The 16,796-nt window shown below is 50.7% G+C and carries 19 protein-coding genes and 1 tRNA gene; 11 read left to right on the top strand and 9 right to left on the bottom strand.

The window, feature by feature from the left end; genetic code table 11:
* Positions 1-39: 39 nt before the first annotated feature.
* Positions 40-387 (bottom strand): hypothetical protein, encoded by a 348-nt coding sequence (locus C7B82_RS20140; RefSeq protein WP_245940010.1) that lies wholly within the window; start codon positions 385-387, stop codon positions 40-42.
* 619 nt (positions 388-1,006) lie between these two features.
* Between C7B82_RS20140 and C7B82_RS20135 the strand changes: the two genes are divergently transcribed.
* The 6 genes from C7B82_RS20135 to C7B82_RS20110 all read left to right on the top strand — a co-directional run bounded on the left by C7B82_RS20135 (position 1,007) and on the right by C7B82_RS20110 (position 5,757).
* Positions 1,007-1,963, top strand: a complete 957-nt coding sequence (locus C7B82_RS20135; RefSeq protein ID WP_106258061.1) for a formylglycine-generating enzyme family protein — start codon at positions 1,007-1,009, stop codon at positions 1,961-1,963.
* Between the two features lie 15 nt (positions 1,964-1,978).
* Positions 1,979-2,941, top strand: coding sequence for a CobW family GTP-binding protein (locus C7B82_RS20130; RefSeq protein ID WP_106258060.1), 963 nt, complete (start codon positions 1,979-1,981; stop codon positions 2,939-2,941).
* 60 nt (positions 2,942-3,001) lie between these two features.
* A complete protein-coding gene (gene nthB / locus C7B82_RS20125) occupies positions 3,002-3,751 on the top strand; it encodes a nitrile hydratase subunit beta (protein WP_106258059.1) in 750 nt (249 codons plus the stop codon).
* A gap of 11 nt (positions 3,752-3,762) precedes the next feature.
* Positions 3,763-4,386: a nitrile hydratase subunit alpha gene (gene nthA, locus C7B82_RS20120; RefSeq protein ID WP_181357582.1), complete on the top strand. Its 624-nt coding sequence runs from the start codon at positions 3,763-3,765 to the stop codon at positions 4,384-4,386.
* Between the two features lie 136 nt (positions 4,387-4,522).
* On the top strand, positions 4,523-4,921 hold the full coding sequence (locus C7B82_RS20115; protein ID WP_106258058.1) for a nitrile hydratase accessory protein: 399 nt from the start codon (positions 4,523-4,525) through the stop codon (positions 4,919-4,921).
* 272 nt (positions 4,922-5,193) lie between these two features.
* On the top strand, positions 5,194-5,757 hold the full coding sequence (locus C7B82_RS20110) for a hypothetical protein (RefSeq protein WP_106258057.1): 564 nt from the start codon (positions 5,194-5,196) through the stop codon (positions 5,755-5,757).
* A gap of 159 nt (positions 5,758-5,916) precedes the next feature.
* Here the strand turns inward: C7B82_RS20110 and C7B82_RS35220 are convergent, their stop codons facing one another.
* From C7B82_RS35220 to C7B82_RS20090, 4 genes are all read right to left on the bottom strand, one after another.
* Positions 5,917-6,078 (bottom strand): hypothetical protein, encoded by a 162-nt coding sequence (locus tag C7B82_RS35220; protein WP_219904606.1) that lies wholly within the window; start codon positions 6,076-6,078, stop codon positions 5,917-5,919.
* 29 nt (positions 6,079-6,107) lie between these two features.
* Positions 6,108-6,344, bottom strand: a complete 237-nt coding sequence (locus tag C7B82_RS20100; protein ID WP_245940009.1) for a DUF4327 family protein — start codon at positions 6,342-6,344, stop codon at positions 6,108-6,110.
* 131 nt (positions 6,345-6,475) lie between these two features.
* Positions 6,476-6,889 carry a protein tyrosine phosphatase family protein gene (locus C7B82_RS20095; protein ID WP_106258056.1) on the bottom strand — a complete coding sequence of 138 codons (414 nt, stop codon included), beginning with the start codon at positions 6,887-6,889 and terminating at the stop codon, positions 6,476-6,478.
* A gap of 161 nt (positions 6,890-7,050) precedes the next feature.
* Entirely contained in the window at positions 7,051-7,428 is a 378-nt protein-coding gene (locus C7B82_RS20090) for a response regulator (RefSeq protein ID WP_106258055.1), read from the bottom strand.
* A gap of 146 nt (positions 7,429-7,574) precedes the next feature.
* On the opposite strand from C7B82_RS20090, the gene C7B82_RS20085 reads away from it, so the two are divergent.
* A tRNA-Lys gene (locus C7B82_RS20085) sits at positions 7,575-7,646 on the top strand.
* A 143-nt stretch (positions 7,647-7,789) separates the two neighbouring features.
* On the opposite strand, the gene C7B82_RS20080 is transcribed toward C7B82_RS20085, so the two are convergent.
* Together C7B82_RS20080 and C7B82_RS20075 are read right to left on the bottom strand one after the other, a co-directional pair.
* Entirely contained in the window at positions 7,790-8,422 is a 633-nt protein-coding gene (locus C7B82_RS20080; RefSeq protein ID WP_106258054.1) for a response regulator, read from the bottom strand.
* On the bottom strand, positions 8,419-9,693 hold the full coding sequence (locus tag C7B82_RS20075; RefSeq protein ID WP_106258053.1) for a sensor histidine kinase: 1,275 nt from the start codon (positions 9,691-9,693) through the stop codon (positions 8,419-8,421). Before C7B82_RS20075 ends, C7B82_RS20080 begins: the two co-directional genes overlap by 4 nt.
* Positions 9,694-9,842: 149 nt before the next feature.
* Between C7B82_RS20075 and C7B82_RS20070 the strand changes: the two genes are divergently transcribed.
* The 4 genes from C7B82_RS20070 (at position 9,843) to C7B82_RS20055 (ending at position 13,955) form a co-directional block, all read left to right on the top strand.
* Positions 9,843-11,117 carry an HlyD family efflux transporter periplasmic adaptor subunit gene (locus tag C7B82_RS20070; RefSeq protein WP_106258052.1) on the top strand — a complete coding sequence of 425 codons (1,275 nt, stop codon included), beginning with the start codon at positions 9,843-9,845 and terminating at the stop codon, positions 11,115-11,117.
* Between the two features lie 125 nt (positions 11,118-11,242).
* Positions 11,243-12,448 (top strand): ABC transporter permease DevC, encoded by a 1,206-nt coding sequence (gene devC / locus C7B82_RS20065; protein WP_245940008.1) that lies wholly within the window; start codon positions 11,243-11,245, stop codon positions 12,446-12,448.
* A 66-nt stretch (positions 12,449-12,514) separates the two neighbouring features.
* On the top strand, positions 12,515-13,225 hold the full coding sequence (locus C7B82_RS20060; protein WP_106258051.1) for a DevA family ABC transporter ATP-binding protein: 711 nt from the start codon (positions 12,515-12,517) through the stop codon (positions 13,223-13,225).
* Positions 13,226-13,490: 265 nt separating this feature from the next.
* A complete protein-coding gene (locus C7B82_RS20055) occupies positions 13,491-13,955 on the top strand; it encodes a VOC family protein (protein WP_106258050.1) in 465 nt (154 codons plus the stop codon).
* A gap of 3 nt (positions 13,956-13,958) precedes the next feature.
* On the opposite strand, the gene C7B82_RS20050 is transcribed toward C7B82_RS20055, so the two are convergent.
* Positions 13,959-15,152 carry a pyridoxal phosphate-dependent aminotransferase gene (locus C7B82_RS20050; protein ID WP_106258077.1) on the bottom strand — a complete coding sequence of 398 codons (1,194 nt, stop codon included), beginning with the start codon at positions 15,150-15,152 and terminating at the stop codon, positions 13,959-13,961.
* Between the two features lie 200 nt (positions 15,153-15,352).
* Entirely contained in the window at positions 15,353-16,735 is a 1,383-nt protein-coding gene (gene psbC / locus C7B82_RS20045) for a photosystem II reaction center protein CP43 (RefSeq protein WP_106258049.1), read from the bottom strand.
* Positions 16,736-16,796: the final 61 nt, after the last annotated feature.

Raw genomic sequence — 16,796 nt, 5'->3', positions numbered from 1 at the left:
CGCAGCCGCTAACCATCAAGGACAGCAAACTAAGATGCATTAGTCTCCCTTCCCTAACATTGCAGGCACACCGATCTCTTTAAGGCAGGTGGCTCGCGACAAGGAGAGAATGCAATCAAGAATGCTCAAAAGATCCGTTAGAGGAATTGCCTCAGCACTCAATAGATTATCTGCTGCGAGATCAGCCAAAACTTCAGGTGTGCCGACATTATCAGGATTAATCACCGTCACACCGATTTGTTGCGAACGCAATTCTTCGCGCAATGCATGCACCACACCCCGCAACCCAAACTTAGACGCACTGTTGGCAACTTCTTGCAAATTTATGCCTAAATCGCCGCGCCTCATTGCTGAGATACCAGTATCGACTGGCCCAATCCATTCCATGCAGAATTAACCAGAGGTAGTGCACGAGCTTTCCCATCGCGATGTTTTGTAAAATCTCGACCGCAAGCCATCTCATACTACTTTGTTGAAGCGTGTACAGGTTGGAAAAAAATCATAGCGTCTCTAACTCTGAAGATTGTCGAAGATGGCAAGCTTAACTGTACAGACAATCGAGAATGGTTTCGTATAGATTGACACAGTTTGTTGTGATTGATGGCATTTCATCACACGACTGTAATTTGTATTCCCAGGCACTATTCCTGCCTGTATTTTAGCTTTATCGTCTCTAAAGATTATCTAATTCAGTGTTTTCGCTTATGAATTATTTGCAAGCTTAGTGATTCAGTGTCTCAGTGTTATCTCGTTAAACCGACTAAGAGTCACTATCCATCTGCTCCTAGTTTTCAGGTTTTCTAAACGGTAAGCGTTTCAAGAATGCGGTTAGAGATTGCTTTATGTTTAAGCTGTGACTTAGCCTCAATAGTTTTTTTGAGAGAGTTTTAGACTTCGAGTTTTGTAGATCCATCACTGTTCTCTGTCCTGAGTTTGATCTGGCAAGTTTTCATGCTGGTAAAAACAAAGACGCTATGAAATAAAATTATCGGTGGAGGAATGCAACATGCGACGACGGCGGTTTGTTCAGTATGCGGGGTTTGGCGGCGTTGGATTGGCGGTAGGGCTGGGAAATCGTTCGCTGGCGGCGTTGTCACCTACCAACCTGGATTTAGGTAGTACCCGATCGAATCTCCAAACGTTTGCGTTTGAAGCCATCAACGTGGGTCGTGATGGTCAGGAGAACGACCGTCGTTCCCATCAAGCCCAATTTTTTGCGGAAGCCCTGGAGGCTGGGCTAACCATAGATATGGTCGCCATTTCCAAAGGTCGCTTTTTGATGGGTGCAGCCACCACCGAGCGTTCTAGCCTGGACAGTGAGAGGCCACGACGTCGGGTGACGGTTCCCGCTTTCTTCATGAGTCAGCAGCCTGTGACGCAAGCACAGTGGCGTATGGTTGCTACCTTGCCGCGAGTGAAACGCGGGTTGCCTCTGAATCCATCTCACTTTAAAGGCAATGATCTTCCTGTGGAATCGGTGTCCTGGTTTGATGCTGTGGAATTTTGCGATCGCCTCTCCAAACACACGGGCTCGACCTACCGCTTGCCCAGTGAAGCAGAATGGGAATATGCCTGCCGTGCGGGTACCACGACCCCCTTCCATTTTGGTGAAACCATTACCAGTCAGTTGGCAAACTATGGCAGCGCCTTTACCTACGCTTTAGAGTCCGAAGGCGATTATCGTCAGTCAACTGCGCCAGTTGATGGTTTCTCATACAATGCGTTTGGTTTAGGCAATATGCATGGGAATGTGTGGGAATGGTGTGCCGATACCTGGCATGACAGCTATAGCGGTGCATCGAGTCGTAGCGTTGCCTGGGTCAACGGTGGCACGTCTGATTGGCGATCGCTCCGGGGTGGAGCCTGGTCAGATACCCCTGATCAAGCACGTTCTGCGAAGCGATCGGGTTATCCGGCTGCTGCTTTGAATCGCATCATTGGGTTTCGCGTGTGCTGCGCTTAGTGGGAAGGAGAAGAAATGGCACTGGTTAACAAAATGCCTGTCACCGTGTTGACTGGTTACCTGGGAGCAGGCAAAACAACCCTACTGAATCGCCTTTTGACCGTCCAACACGGTCAAAAAGTGGCTGTGATTGTGAATGAGTTTGGTGAAGTCGGGATTGATCATCAGCTAGTGGTTGGTGCCGATGAAGAAATTTTGGAGATGAATAACGGTTGCATTTGCTGCACTGTACGCGGGGATTTGATCCGGCTCATCGGCAAACTGCTCGATCGGCGGGAGCAGTTTGACCATCTGCTGATTGAAACGACGGGGCTTGCCGATCCCGCACCGGTGATCCAATCGTTCTTTATGGATGAGGTGATGCAGACTCAAACAGCCCTGGATGCGATCGTCACTGTTGTCGATGCTAAACACATCTGGGAGCACTGGGATAGCAGTGAAGTCCAGGAGCAAATTGCGTTCGCTGATGTGATTCTGCTCAACAAAATTGACCTCGTTACCCCTGAGGTGCTTCAGATCCTAGAGCACCGGGTACGAAGCATGAACGCGATCGCCAAAATCTACTCCACCCAAAACTGTGATGTGGATCTGAAAGCTGTTCTAGGGATCAACGCCTTTGACCTGAAGCAGGCGTTAAGTATCGACCCTCAATTTTTAGAGGAAGCGGCGCATGAACATGATGAGTCAGTCTTTTCGGTGGCTATTACTGAATCAGGGACGGTGAGTAGCGACAAGTTGAATCGCTGGCTCTATCAGTTAGTGCAAGCTCAAGGTGCCAACATCTTTCGGATGAAAGGAATTATGAATGTGGATGACGAGGATCGCCGCTTTGTCTTTCAAGGGGTTCACATGACGCTAGAGGGTAGACCAGGCAAACCCTGGAAACCCAGTGAAACTCGCCGCAATGAATTGGTTTTCATCGGACGCGACTTAGATGAAGTCGCGTTGCGGGATGAGTTTCGCACCTGTCTGGTTTAAGTTTCAATGCCGCGATCGTGGTCTCAATTAAACACTGCATAGCATCAAGAGGAGGAGTGTATGAAATTACAGCATCAGCTGGGCGGACTTGAGGGTTTGGGGCCCGTTACCTTTCAGAAGCGCGTCTTTGTTGAAGAGTGGGAAGAGCGCATTTTTGGTATCCATGTTGCCATGATGGGATTGAGTAACCATCTAGATGAGACCTTGCCGAAGTACCCCATCAAAAAAGTGCCAACCGCCTTCAAAGACTTTTGGACGTGGGGGCATCTGCGCATGGGTGCTGAGGGGATGAATCCCTTCGATTACTTCCGGTTGCGCTACTACGAAAAGTGGTTGGGTGGTATTTCTGGTTTCTTTATCGAAAAGGGTTATGTCACCCGCGCAGAATTGGACGCCCAAACCTCTGCGTATCTGGCCAGTGGCAACCTGGGTCAAGCGCCTCTACCGAAGGGTGGCAATCCCGCGATCGATGACCAGGTGATCCGGTACTTGCGCGAAGGCGATTCACCGAAGCGAGAGGTGTCTGCGAAGCCCAAGTTTGCAGCGGGTATGAAGGTCAAGGTGAAAAATATTCCACCCGTCGCCCACACTCGGTTGCCCGGACATTTAAGAGGCAAGGTTGGGGTGATTGATTCGGTCTATCCCGATGCTTACACCTACTTCTTCCCCACAGGGCCAGATGGTATCGGGACTCCGATGCCGGTCTACCTCGTCTCGTTCCGGCCCAAAGATGTTTGGGGCGAAGCACTGTCTGAACTCAACTCAACCTACTACGACGACCTGTTTGAAACTTACCTTGAAGCTGTGTGAGGAGAATGCTGATGAGCAGTTATGACCATTTTGATTACGATACCGATCGCGAAATTTACAGTGCGGCTCGTGTACGGGCACTGGAAGCATTGCTCATTAAGAAAGGAGTCATTACTGGCAACACTGTTGATAAAGTGTTGAACTACTTCAAAACGGAAATGGGCCCCTTTAACGGTGCCAAAATTGTTGCTCGTGCCTGGGTTGATCCAGCTTTTAAAGCCCGCCTTTTGGCAGATGCCAACGCCGCGATCGCTGAGATGAAGTTTCCACCCGGTATGTCAGGCGCTGAAGGGGAACACATGAAAGTGGCTGAAAATACGGCGAAAGTGCACAATGTCATTGTTTGTACCCTCTGTTCCTGCTATCCCTGGACAACCTTGGGGCTACCGCCTTACTGGTTCAAAGACCCAACGTTCCGATCCCGTGTAGTGCGAGAGCCAAGGGCTGTGCTGAAGGAATTTGGCTTGGCGTTAGCTCCATCCGTCGAAATTAAGGTCTGGGATAGCAGTTCCCAAATTCGCTGGTGGGTACTGCCTGAACGTCCGGCAGGTACTGCTGGCATGAGCGAAGCCAAACTAGCCTCTTTATTGACCCCAGAAGCCATGATGGGTGTCGCGAAAGTGAGTGTTGCTTGATGTAAGAGACTGTAAAGAAATAATGTCGTGGACTGCAGCGGCCAGCGATTAGCAGTCAGCAGTCAGAGAAAAGCTGATCGCTGACCGCTAATCCAAACGTATGCAGTTATTTTTTAACCAGTCCTAAGGAGGAATAATGCAAACGAAGTTTGAACACTTTGCCGCTACCAGTATGCTAGGTGCTAAAGACTCTCCACCGCGGTGTAATGGGGAACTGAGCTTTGACGATTCGTGGGAAAGCCGTGCTTTTGGTATGGCGATCGCGCTCTCTAAAAAGGGGCATTACGAATGGGAAGAGTTCCGTCAGCAGCTCATTGCGTCTATTGCTACATGGGAAACTGAGCATGCGTTAGATGACCCAAGCTGGAATTACTATCAGCGATGGCTTGCTGCGCTGGAGCATCTAGCGCTGGAATCGGCGTTAATTACTCCAGAGGAGTTAGAGCAACAGATGGCAGAGTTTGCAGCAGCGACGGTAGGGCTCAACAGTGGAAGTCTTAATACACCGGGGCAAGAGAACTGCCTGATTGACTAAGGGGCCGTAAAGAAATAACGTCATGGACTGTAGCGGTCAGCCGTCAGCGGTCAGCCATTGGAGAAAAGCTGACCGCTGATGGCTGATAGCTGATCGCTAATCCAAAAGTATGCAGTTATTTTTTAACAAGGCCTAAGGAAGGAACGGAGCGATCGAGCTTAAGGTTAGTAGACGGGCAAGGCCTGAAGCGCTATACTAATTGGTGTGAGGAGCTATGTAGAACTGAAAAGCCCCTGGAGTCGAAACACGGACAGACGCCCAGGGGCTTTTCTATGCCAGGAAATACGCTGATGCCCAAAAAAACACCGAACTCAGTGAGACAGCCAAACCCGCAGGTGCGCGCTATCCCCTTCTTGCCGCCACCGCCAGCGTTTGAGTATCAGGCTTTTGGCTTTTTGGCCGGAACCTTGAGTGAACAGGGAGAGCCCTATTTACTGCTTAACGACGGTGAGAAGCTCACTCTGCAAGGTTTCGACGAACGGTTGCGCCGTTGGCTAGACACTCAGGATCACTCCCCTTCAGGCTATTTCGGCTTGTATCCCAGGTCTACCCGGAATGGCCCTGTTTTCTGGGCTAAATCTTTTCAGACTGAAGAACCGGAGCCGGAGCCAGGCATCTTTCTTATCGCTGGACAACTGTTCTCAACCAAAGGCAGTAAGCATCTGTTGCGCATCCATCGCAACCGAGCCAATAGTCTAGAAAAGCCGTTTATGGTCAAGGTCTCCGGATTCTTACCGCAGGCGAAACCGGGGCAGTTCTGGAAATTGGAATGTCTTTGGGAAGCAGGGCACTTTGCACTTCAGGATGGGTACCGCTTGAACGCTGCCGCACGCTAGACTCCTTTCTGAGTTGAGTTCTAGACTCAAAGGCTGGGGCGGAAGCGGCGAAAACGAGACTAATGTCTATGTCATATTGGTTTCTGTCAATAGCTTCCGATAGCCAGTCACAATGCGGCTGCCATCTTTAAGAATATGGATCTCAGTTTGGTCGCTGGTTCAGGTTGTACGATCGTTCAGCGCTGGATTGAAAATATGTACCCGTTGATTGGTCGATGAAACAAGAGAATCGGGAGCATGGATGACTAGCGACTCTACATAAGGGCCAGAGGCATTTCCATCAGCGCGATCGATGGATTCACTTTCTGGTTTTTCATGCATGCTCTCCTCATAACTGAGGCCTATAGAATTTAATCGTTAGTCCAGTCCTCGCGCCCCAGCAGGTCAATGACGGGGTCTCGGAGTAAATAATTGTTACTTTCTAGTTCACGCTCTGCGCAGAGCCATTCACGATAAGGAATATACCGACAGAGTGTATAGATGGGTTGATAACGGCTGACAGTGCCTTTTTCAACCAGGTGTCGAACATCATCTCTGAGTGCATCAATGCTAAACGCAGTCACCTTATGTGCAGTCATTTGTTTCATGGCTTGTCCCTCAATTCTGCTTGCGCATACTCCTTCGTCATCTGTAGCAATTTAGCGTGAGTCTAAGAACTAAACATAGATGACAAAGATGAGGAACTTGTGAGGATACAACGACTCATCAGGGAACAGATTCACCTCGCAGAGGACGTCGGTACTGGCTGAACCGAGATTCTAAAGAGCCCAATTTTTTCCGCTCGCTTAAAGGCTTGTGGGAACGTTTCGCCCTGACGCATCGCAATGTACATTAACACCATTGCAGCCGCAAGCATTTCATTGCTGCAATAGACCAGTGTGGGCTTAGCTAATTCATTCAGTTGTTGAATGACTCTGAGTACAAGCTCAGCACTCATGACTTCATGATCAATCGGTAGGTGGGCATAGCATAAGCCCAAACTTTCAACGTACCGTTGCTCGTCGCGCAGGCGATACGTGTCCAGCGATCGTAAATTCAATACAGACTTAAAGCCTGCTTCGGGAAGCTGCTGTAACTGCTTAACTGTAACGAGTCCCGCAATTGCAAGCTCATCATTAATCTGCCTGACCATCTCCACTGAATCCCTCCCAAGCCAACCACAACTACATGCGGCGTGAGATTCTACTCCCAGGTTAGGCAAACAACTTGAGAAACTTGTGAGGATGGTAGGAACTGATGAGCATTGAGTTGAATAGTGTGAATTCAGAAAGCCACTCAACCTTGATCGTTTTTTCAAAGCTTCCAGCCTAGAACGTTTGCAACCTGACTGGCTAGCTGTAGCGGATTGAAGGGCTTAGCGATCGCGCCTTTAACACCCATCTCATCATAGCGACGGCGATCGGATGCTTGCACTTTTGCGGTGAGCAAGATGACTGCAATCTGTTGGGTGGCTGGATTCTCTTGCAATTTTTGAAAGGTTGTCGGTCCATCCATATCGGGCATCATCACATCCAGCAGAATCGCATCGGGCTGTTCAGCTTCTGCTTTGGCAATGCCTTCGCGTCCTGAGCTTGCCATCAAAACTTGCCAACCGGCAGTCGCTCGCAAGCAAATCTGCGTTACTTCTTGAATGTACTGCTCGTTATCGATGACAAGAATGCGTTTAGTCATTGGCCAATGGTTTCATAGCGTCTTGCTTTTTATTCTGGAGCAATCGTATCCGGCTATTCACTATCGTTGGGCGAACTAACCAAAACCCTCTAAGCGGGTGTATAGCAGGCACACCGTTTGTTTGCTATGATAGGCTCTTAACTAATGGGTGACTGGCGCAATGGCAGCGCATCGGACTCTTAATCCGCTGGTTCTGGGTTCGAATCCCAGGTCACCCATTGTCTAGGCTGTTTTTACAGGCTGATGACTATGCCTTTGCCCTCAAGAAACAATTCTAAGGGCAATTGACAATGGCATGGTTCACCAATGCAATTGCTCAAAGGTTACCCGGTATCCGCACACAAAAATACCGGGTAAAGTGTCACAAACACTTTTGTGCCCAAAGTGCTGCCTGCAAGCGATCGCGCACCCCAAGCTGACATAAAATCCGCGTGATGTGATTTTTGACCGTCCCTTCAGTCAGATGTAGCTTCTGAGCAATTTCGCGGTTGCTGTTGCCTTCGCCAAGCAGTTTCAGCACGTCTCGTTCGCGATCGCTCAACAGCCAATATTCAGTCCGTTTTGCTAGCGTTGCAGGTGACTGAAGCTGGGCAAATACTTTAGGCGCGATCGTGGGTCCCAGTTGGCTATAGCCCTCATGCACGAGTCGGATGGCAGCAGCGAGTTGCTCGGACGGTGTATTTTTGAGCAAATACCCTGCTGCGCCGACTTGTAGCGCTTTGAACACATACTCATCTTCATCAAAGGTTGTGAGCACAAGAATCCGCATCTGGGGATACCGTTGGTGAATGTCACGAGTGGCGTTCACCCCGTCGGCGATCGGCATCCGCACATCCATCAAAATCACATCGGGCTGCAGTGTTTCAGCCAGGGCCACCGCTTCTCTGCCATCGCTCGCCTCACCAACAATCGCCAAATCCGGTTCCAGGGAGAGTAAAAATGCTAACCCTTGCCGAAAGAGAACCTGGTCATCTGCCAGCAGCAATTTGATCATTGTGGAATGCTGACCTCAAGCTGAGTGCCCTCACCGATCGCGCTCTTGACCGTGAAATCTCCCGCAAGAAGACTGACTCGCTGCTGAATGCCCTGTAAGCCAAACCCACTACAGGGCAATGTCGGATTAAAACCCCTACCATCATCGGTGAGTGTCAGATGGATGCGTTCTACTGTGCTGTAAAGCCGCAGTTTGACACAGGAGGCACTGGCATGTTTGCGCACGTTGGTTAACCCTTCTTGCACAATCCGATAAAGCTGTTGGCTGGTCTGTGGTGGCAATGATGGGAGATTGATTTCAGTGGTAATCATCAACGTTGTGTTTTGCCTGACCTGGTCAATTAGCACCCGTAACGCCTGGTCAAAATTGAATTCAGAATTATTGGTTGTGTGCAGTGCCAGTCTGACATCTTCCAGGCATTGATCGGTCAAGGCTTTCGCCATGTCGATCGCATCCAATGCCTGCTCCGGATTGCGCTGGCGCAGTTTCTGAGCCACTTCCAACTGTACGCCCAAGGTAGTGAGGGTATGTCCCAACGCATCATGAATGTCTCGCGCGATACGGGTGCGCTCCACAGCTGCCGCTAGAGTTTTTACCTCCTGGGCCAATGTTTCTGCCCGTTGCCGACTCTCGCGCTCAGCCACGATGACAAAGCCGAGTAGGATGACAAAAATGCTAATGCCCAAGTACTCGATCGATGCCGAGGAGAGAACAGCCAGCGGGTTTAAGAGTTCTCCCAGTTGCTTCGAGTTGGCAAGCTGTTCCAGGGTTTGTTGTTGTAGTTGGCGGATATTGCCGACTACGCTGGTGAGATAGCCTGCCCCTACTGCAATCATGAGGAACACAACTTCTCGACGGCTGAGAAAGAAGCAGCTTTTGATGAGAAAAAAATAAAGCAGAATGCTGGATTCAATGCCCATAAAGCTGGCAACCAGCACCAGGCCCATCTCGATCGCAATATAAGCGCGGCGCTGCCAGAGTGGACGCTCGATCGGAAACCAAAAGCTCAGCAGCAAAAAGAGACTGTTGAGCACAATCACCCTTGGCAGCAGCGTTCCGGCATTAAAGGTCACAGGGAAAAACCGCTCGATCGCATACAACAACGTCATCATCAACAGCAGCACCCATTCAGCGTACCGGATGATTTGCCGCAGCGGTGCCGATGCAGGCGCGATCGTGGTGGGACGATCGCGAGGCAGCCAGGGAAACTGTTTCAAGTGCTTCATCGGCGTATCAGTAGCCACAATGAGTGTTGTCGCAATACTTACCACATTTTGCAGTATCCATCCTTTTTTCTACCATGACCAACGTCATTGCCATGACATGACTAATGGCAACCCAGCTTGATGATGTTTGGTAGGGTCAGCAGCCCTGTGCTTTGCGTATGCTGCAAAGAGTGTAGTTCAAGCGTCGCAAGTCTATGTGGATTCGCCATTCTATCGGTCAGGTACGGAGGTTTGCCGTATTGGTGGGAGTTGCCAGTTTGTGCGCGGCTTGCGGTCTACCCAATCCCACGGCTTCTTCACAGACTGCAGTGCAGGCAGCTCCTGTAACGGCAGTGGTTGCCCTCGGACGCTTAGAGCCAGAGGGTGAAGTCATCAAGCTATCGGTACCCAACGCTCAGGACAGCCGAGTGAACCGCATTTTGGTGAAAGAGGGCGATCGCGTGCAGGCGGGACAATTGATTGCCCTGCTGCAAGGCATCGATCGCCGACAAGCCGATGTGCAAGATGCCAGAGCCGATGTGCGGTTACAACAGGCGACTCTGGCGAAAGTGACGCAAGGAGACGCTAAACAAGCCCAAAGCGTGGCTCAACAGGCGACGATCGCCCGCTTGGAAGCGCAGCTTAAAGCAGAAACGCAGCAGCGCAAGGCAGCGATCGCCAGCGCCGAAGCAACTCTCCACAATGCTGTTTTAACCTATCAACGACGGCAAACTTTGCAACAGGAAGGTGCGATCGCCCGTGCCGATCTCGATACTGCCCAGCGAGAACTCAACACGGCTCGCGCTGATCTGGCAGAGCGTACCGCTACATTGCAGCAAACTCTCACCACGCTTCCTGCCGAAATTGCACAAGAACGCGCCAAATTAGCCGAACTGCGAGAAGTGCGTCCGGTGGATGTGCAAATTGCCACCGCGCAGTTAGACAAAGCCAAAATTGCCGTCCAGCAACGTCAAGCGCTGCTAGAAGATGTGCAGGTGCGCGCTCCCATCTCAGGGCAGATTCTCAGAATCAACACGCACGTTGGCGAACAGGTGAATACAGCTCAGGGCATCATGGAACTGGCACAAACGACCCAGATGATTGTCACCGCTGAGGTTTCAGAAATTGATGTTAGCAGAGTGCGGAACGGGCAACAGGCAACGATTACCAGCGAATATGGCGGGTTTAGCGGCGAGGTTCGTGGCACGGTCGAGTTCGTTGGGCTACAAGTGGGTCGCCGATCGCTGCAAGAAGCGAATGCCGTTAACACCCCCACCACGGATAACAATGCCCGCACCATTGCCGTCAAAATTCGGGTTGATCCCACCGATAACGCTAAGGTTGCTGCGTTTACCAACATGCAAGTGCGCGTCAAGCTTACGGATGCTAGACGTGAACAAGCCAGCCGTAGAGCTATTGCATTTTTACCATTCACCCAGAGGGAGAGGGGGTTGTTAGCGGTTAGAAGCAGGCTGACCGCTGACCGCTGATGGCTGGAGTTTTGAGTTTTGAGTTTTGAGTTTTGAGTAGCGCTTTGCGCCGACAAGCTAGAGCATTTTGCGTTGGGTGTCCTCTACTCCTGCCCTTGCCCCCCGTTCCCATCTGGATCAACACTATGACCAAAGCACACCATCTAGTGGATTTCAAAGCATTCAAGTCGTTGCTCAATGCTTGGCAAATGCAGCGACCGCTTGCCTGGGCACAGCTTTCGCATCAAAAGGTGCGTCTGGCAGTGGCGATGGGTGGCATCTCCTTTGCTAATGTCTTGATTTTCATGCAGTTAGGTTTTCTGTCGCTCTTTACTGGTGGTGCAACGGCCTTACCTCAAAGTCTAAAAGGGGACTTGTTTTTGCTCAACCCCAGCACCGAGTTTTTGGGATCGAACGGCTTCGATCGCATTCGGTTGTATCAAGCGGCTGCCGTTGAAGGCGTGCTCTCTACGACGCCGCTGTACATTTCGCCAACGTCCTGGGCGTATTCCGAGCAAAAGAAATCCTTTGAAGGTCGAGTTTTTGCCTTTAACCCAACGCAAACCGTGTTTGACCTTCCAGCGGTCATCCAGCAGCAGCAACGGCTGACGACGCCCAATAGCGTGCTGTTCGATCGACAAGCCAAGCCTGATTTTGGCCCCATTCCCCAGCTTTTGGCCGAAAAAGGCACTGTCATGGCAATGCTAAACAACCGTCGAGTCACTGTTGAGGGGCTTTTTAACCTCGGCAACTCGTTCTTTTTGGGTGGTGGCAACGTGATCATGAGCGAAGCAACGTTTGCTGATATCTTTGGTGCCAATTTGCTCAATCAAGTCAGTGTTGGTGTGGTGACACTAGCAGCCGATGCAGACCCTGAAGCGGTGAAAGCTGGGATTGAGAAAAGCGTCCCAGGCATCAAGGCATACACCCACGCAGAGCTGGTCGCGAAAGAATTGGCGTTCCAGGAAAGCACGGCTGTAGGCCCAATCTTTAGCTTTGGCACCATCATGGGCTTTATCGTCGGCGTAGTGATTGTTTATCAAGTTCTTTACAGCGATGTGAACGATCATTTGGCGGAATACGCCACGCTCAAAGCGATGGGTTACTCCGATCGCGCCTTACTCATGGTGATTTTTCAGGAAGCCACGATTCTCGCTGTTCTAGGGTTTATCCCTGGATGGTTGATCTCCGTCTGGATGTATGGCTTTCTCGGTGGTTTAACTCGACTGGAACTGCTCATGAGTCCAGAAATTGCCCTCACGGTTTTTGTGTTGACGTTTGTGATGTGTACGGTGTCAGCCGCGATCGCGTCTAACAAGCTACGGTCTGCCGATCCTGCAGATGTTTTTTAGCCCTTTACTTTCCACCCTTTGTCTCTGTTCAAGCTTTACCTCGCTGCAAACTTTGCTTGCCAGTCTATGCTCCAAACTACTGTGTTGCAAACGTCGGTGATTGCGATTCACAAGCTGAATCACACCTTTGGTAAAGGCATACTGCAAAAACCGGTTCTCATTGATATCAATCTTGAGATAAAACCCGGAGAAATCGTCATCCTGACCGGTCCATCCGGCAGCGGCAAAACCACATTGCTAACGCTGATTGGCGCACTGAGGGGAATGCAGCACGGCAGCCTGAAGGTTTTGAACCAGGAATTGAATGGCGCCAGCCAACGCAAGCTCATGCAGGTGCGCAATCAAATTGGCTTTATCTTTCAATCGCACAATCTACTCAAGTGCCTCACTGCCTGGGAAAATGTGGCGATGTCACTCAAGCTCCATCACTCCATCCCACCACTAGAGCGGAGACACAAAGCCACTGCCATGCTTCATGCCGTTGGACTGGCAGACCGAGTCGATTACTATCCCGAAACGCTTTCTGGTGGGCAAAAGCAGCGTGTGGCGATCGCCCGTGCCTTAGTCAGCCAGCCTCAATTGATTCTTGCCGATGAACCCACAGCGGCACTCGACAAACAATCCGGGCGCGACATTGTCGAACTGATGCAAAAACTCGCCAAGGAACAGGCGTGCGCCATTTTGCTGGTGACACACGACAACCGTATTTTGGATATTGCCGATCGTATTATTTATATGGAGGATGGTCGTTTAGCTGATCCGCCAACGTTAACCTAGCAACTGAATCAGCGAGATACATGATGAGGCATGCTGAAATCATTTGTTAGTTACGGCGATTGCTTCATGATGGAGGCAAGCTGTGGTTTCAGGTTTTATCATCTCGAATGATGATCTCGAACCCTTAAGCTGCTGGTTCTGGGTTCGAACTCCAGGTCACTCATCTCTAAGGGATGCCGCGATAAAAGCTTGGCAGGCTTGATGTTTCAGGTCTTGATCAGTCAAAATCAGTTTTAGTCAATACTCTACCGATAGGCTCAGTGCCATGTTAGCGACATCTCAATTAACCAGTGGTCTTGCTGTAGGGGCACTGCGATCGGTGCATCATATCGCTTTCAATGTGAAAGATATGCAGGTCTCCCGTCACTTCTATGGCATGTTTCTGGGGTTGCGTGAGTTGACAGGCGATGCCGTGCCAACCACCCTTAAGGCATTGGTTGCCGAGGGCAAAGTTGCCAACTTTGTGACGCCTGATGGTACGGTAATTGATTTGTTTTGGGAGCCGGAGTTGTTGCCGCCTCATCTCGATCCATGTCAACAGTTTACCCGTGCTAATCATCTGGCCTTCGACGTTGCGCCTGATGGATTTGACCAGGTAGTAGACATACTACAAAAAAGCCAGGTGACCATTGATCACGGCCCCGTGACGCGCCCGACCGGACGAGGCATTTATTTCTATGACCCGGATGGCTTTTTGATCGAAATTCGCTGCGATCCTGCCGACTGTTGAGCGCTATTGGATTCTCGATGCTCCGATGGAGCCACTTCGTGAACGCACAAATTTATCCAATCGCTCCATGCCCCGCTTGATGGTGTCCATATCGGTAGCGTAGGAAAGGCGAATAAAGTCATCAGCGCCAAAGGCAATGCCAGGAATCAAGGCAACCTTTTGTTCTTCTAACAAGGCATCGCAAAACTCTAGCGATGTCATGCCTGTTTGGGCGATGCTGGGCAAGAGGTAAAAGGCACCATCTGGTTTCGCACAACTCAATCCAGGTATCGCGTTGATGAGGTCAAACATAGACTGACGGCGTTCGGCAAAGGCGACTCGCATGGACTCAACGCAGTCCTGAGAACCTTCCAGCGCCGCGATCGCTCCCCATTGAGCAAACGTACAAACGTTCGATGTGCTGTGCCCTTGAATCAACGTCGCCGCTCGAATAATCTCTACTGGTCCCGCTAACCAACCCACTCGCCACCCGGTCATAGAATAGGCTTTCGCAAAGCCACTGCTGACCAGGGTTCGCTCATAGATCTCTGGGCCGAGTGCGCCAATACTAACGTGTTGGGCACCGTCGTAAATCAGCTTTTCGTAGATTTCGTCAGAGACAACCAGTAGATCATTGGCAACCACGATCGCCGCCAGTGCCTCTAGTTCCGCTGGTGTATAAACCATCCCAGTGGGGTTGGAGGGCGAATTAATAATAAAAAGCTTCGTTTTGGGTGTGATTGCTTGCTGGAGCTGCGCGGGTGTGATTTTAAACTGGCTTTTCTCATCGGTTGGTACAATCACCGGGATGCCACCTGCTAGCTTCACCATTTCGGGGTAACTGACCCAAAACGGGGAAGGAATAATTACTTCGTCGCCAGCGTCAATAATGGCCAGCATCAAGTCAAACAATGAATGCTTGCCGCCATTCGTGACAATAATATTTTCGGCACCAAAGCAAAGCCCATTATCCTTCTGCAGCTTTTGGGCGATCGCCTCTCGTAAGCGGGGTTCACCAGCGGCTGGACCATAGCGAGTCTTACCGTCATCAAGCGCTTGCTTTGCGGCTGCCAGAATATGATCTGGTGTTGGGAAATCAGGCTCCCCAGCGCTAAAACTGCAAATATCCACTCCCGATGCCTTCAGAGCCTTGGCTTTGGCATCGATCGCCAAGGTCAATGAGGGCGTTACCTGCTCAACTCGCTTTGCCAACTTCATGCTGCTTTCAGAGCCTTTTTTGCCGTAATTTCGATTGTGATTACGTTCAGAATACCCCAGTTGCTGGAGACCGCGCATGGATTTTGGTGCGTTTGTCAGTTAACGACCATCAAAGTTATCACCATCAAACTGAAAGGCTCCCACTTCACAGTAGGGGCCTTTCAGTTAAACCCAAACTAGCCTTGATTGACGCTCAAGCGTTAGTCGAGGTTAGGCATGGAAAGCACGGGCTCAGTGTCGCGATCGATCCCCTTCTCAAAGCCAGCCACCGCGGCACGAGCACGACCCGCATGCCAGAGGTGACCCACCAGGAAGAAGAAACCCATCACAAAGTGGAAACATGACAGCCAGGAACGAGGAGACACGTAGTTAAAGGAGTTGATCTCCGTTGCTACGCCGCCCACTGAGTTCAATGAACCCAAAGGCGCATGGGTCATGTACTCGGCTGCCCGACGTGCTTGCCAGGGTTGAATGTCGTACTTGATTTTGTTCAAATCAAGACCATTAGGACCACGCAGAGGCTCCAACCAGGGGCCTTGGAAATCCCAGAAGCGCATCGTTTCACCACCGAAAATAATTTCGCCAGTCGGAGAGCGCATCAGGTATTTACCCAGACCGGTCGGGCCTTGTGCAGACGCCACATTGGCACCCAAACGCTGGTCACGAATCAAGAAGGTCAATGCTTGCGCTTGCGACGCTTCAGGACCCGTCGGACCGTAGAATTCGCTGGGATATGCAGTGTTGTTAAACCAGACAAAGCACGCAGCGATAAAGCCCATCAAGGACAACGCACCGAGGCTGTAGGAAAGATAGGCTTCGCCAGACCAGATCAAGGCGCGACGAGCCCAACCAAACGGCTTAGTCACGATGTGCCAGATACCGCCTGCAATCAGAATCAGACCCAACCAAATGTGACCACCGACAATATCTTCCAGGTTATTGACGCTGACAATCCAGCCTTCACCACCAAAGGGAGACTTCAGTAAATAGCCAAAGATGACTGCAGGGTTAAGGGTTGGGTTGGTAACGACACGAACGTCCCCACCACCAGGTGCCCAACTGTCGTAAAGACCACCAAAGAACATGGCTTTTGCTACCAGCAAGAAAGCACCAAGCCCAAGCAAGATCAGGTGAAACCCGATGATGTTGGTCATTTTGTTCTTGTCTTTCCAGTCGTAGCCGAAGAAAGAAGAGTAATCTTCCAACACTTCAGGGCCACGAACGGCGTGATAAATACCGCCGAAGCCGAGTACAGCAGACGAGATCAAATGGAGGACGCCAACAACAAAATAAGGGAAGATGTCAATGACTTCGCCGCCAGGACCAACGCCCCAACCTTGGCTTGCCAGGTGAGGTAGCAGGATTAAACCCTGCTCATACATGGGCTTTTCAGGGATAAAGTGGGCGACCTCAAAAAGAGTCATCGCGCCTGCCCAGAAAACAATCAGTCCCGCATGAGCAACGTGAGCGCCCAGCAGTTTACCAGAGAGATTAATCAGGCGAGCGTTACCGGCCCACCAGGCAAATCCAGAGGATTCCTGGTCGCGGTTGCTGCCAACGATATTACTAGAGAGCGTTACCACGTGGGAGTACCTCTTCGGGGAAGCTAAAGTGTTCATGCGGTTGGTCTTGAGGGGCCATCCA

Source organism: Stenomitos frigidus ULC18, assembly GCF_003003795.1.
Taxonomy (GTDB): Bacteria; Cyanobacteriota; Cyanobacteriia; order Leptolyngbyales; family Leptolyngbyaceae; genus Stenomitos; species Stenomitos frigidus_A.
This window is presented reverse-complemented; position numbering and strand designations above follow the sequence as displayed.

What these genes read in the sequence shown, in the direction of transcription:
- C7B82_RS20070 (WP_106258052.1), top strand. Translation starts at nt 9,843, where the DNA reads ATGTGGATTCGCCATTCTATCGGTCAGGTACGGAGGTTTGCCGTATTG.
- devC (WP_245940008.1), top strand. Translation starts at nt 11,243, where the DNA reads ATGACCAAAGCACACCATCTAGTGGATTTCAAAGCATTCAAGTCGTTG.
- C7B82_RS35220 (WP_219904606.1), bottom strand. Translation starts at nt 6,078, where the DNA reads ATGCATGAAAAACCAGAAAGTGAATCCATCGATCGCGCTGATGGAAAT.
- C7B82_RS20055 (WP_106258050.1), top strand. Translation starts at nt 13,491, where the DNA reads ATGTTAGCGACATCTCAATTAACCAGTGGTCTTGCTGTAGGGGCACTG.
- nthA (WP_181357582.1), top strand. Translation starts at nt 3,763, where the DNA reads ATGAGCAGTTATGACCATTTTGATTACGATACCGATCGCGAAATTTAC.
- C7B82_RS20090 (WP_106258055.1), bottom strand. Translation starts at nt 7,428, where the DNA reads ATGACTAAACGCATTCTTGTCATCGATAACGAGCAGTACATTCAAGAA.
- C7B82_RS20080 (WP_106258054.1), bottom strand. Translation starts at nt 8,422, where the DNA reads ATGATCAAATTGCTGCTGGCAGATGACCAGGTTCTCTTTCGGCAAGGG.
- C7B82_RS20100 (WP_245940009.1), bottom strand. Translation starts at nt 6,344, where the DNA reads ATGAAACAAATGACTGCACATAAGGTGACTGCGTTTAGCATTGATGCA.
- C7B82_RS20140 (WP_245940010.1), bottom strand. Translation starts at nt 387, where the DNA reads ATGGAATGGATTGGGCCAGTCGATACTGGTATCTCAGCAATGAGGCGC.
- C7B82_RS20130 (WP_106258060.1), top strand. Translation starts at nt 1,979, where the DNA reads ATGGCACTGGTTAACAAAATGCCTGTCACCGTGTTGACTGGTTACCTG.
- C7B82_RS20050 (WP_106258077.1), bottom strand. Translation starts at nt 15,152, where the DNA reads ATGAAGTTGGCAAAGCGAGTTGAGCAGGTAACGCCCTCATTGACCTTG.
- C7B82_RS20135 (WP_106258061.1), top strand. Translation starts at nt 1,007, where the DNA reads ATGCGACGACGGCGGTTTGTTCAGTATGCGGGGTTTGGCGGCGTTGGA.
- C7B82_RS20115 (WP_106258058.1), top strand. Translation starts at nt 4,523, where the DNA reads ATGCAAACGAAGTTTGAACACTTTGCCGCTACCAGTATGCTAGGTGCT.
- C7B82_RS20110 (WP_106258057.1), top strand. Translation starts at nt 5,194, where the DNA reads ATGCCAGGAAATACGCTGATGCCCAAAAAAACACCGAACTCAGTGAGA.
- nthB (WP_106258059.1), top strand. Translation starts at nt 3,002, where the DNA reads ATGAAATTACAGCATCAGCTGGGCGGACTTGAGGGTTTGGGGCCCGTT.
- C7B82_RS20060 (WP_106258051.1), top strand. Translation starts at nt 12,515, where the DNA reads ATGCTCCAAACTACTGTGTTGCAAACGTCGGTGATTGCGATTCACAAG.
- C7B82_RS20095 (WP_106258056.1), bottom strand. Translation starts at nt 6,889, where the DNA reads ATGGTCAGGCAGATTAATGATGAGCTTGCAATTGCGGGACTCGTTACA.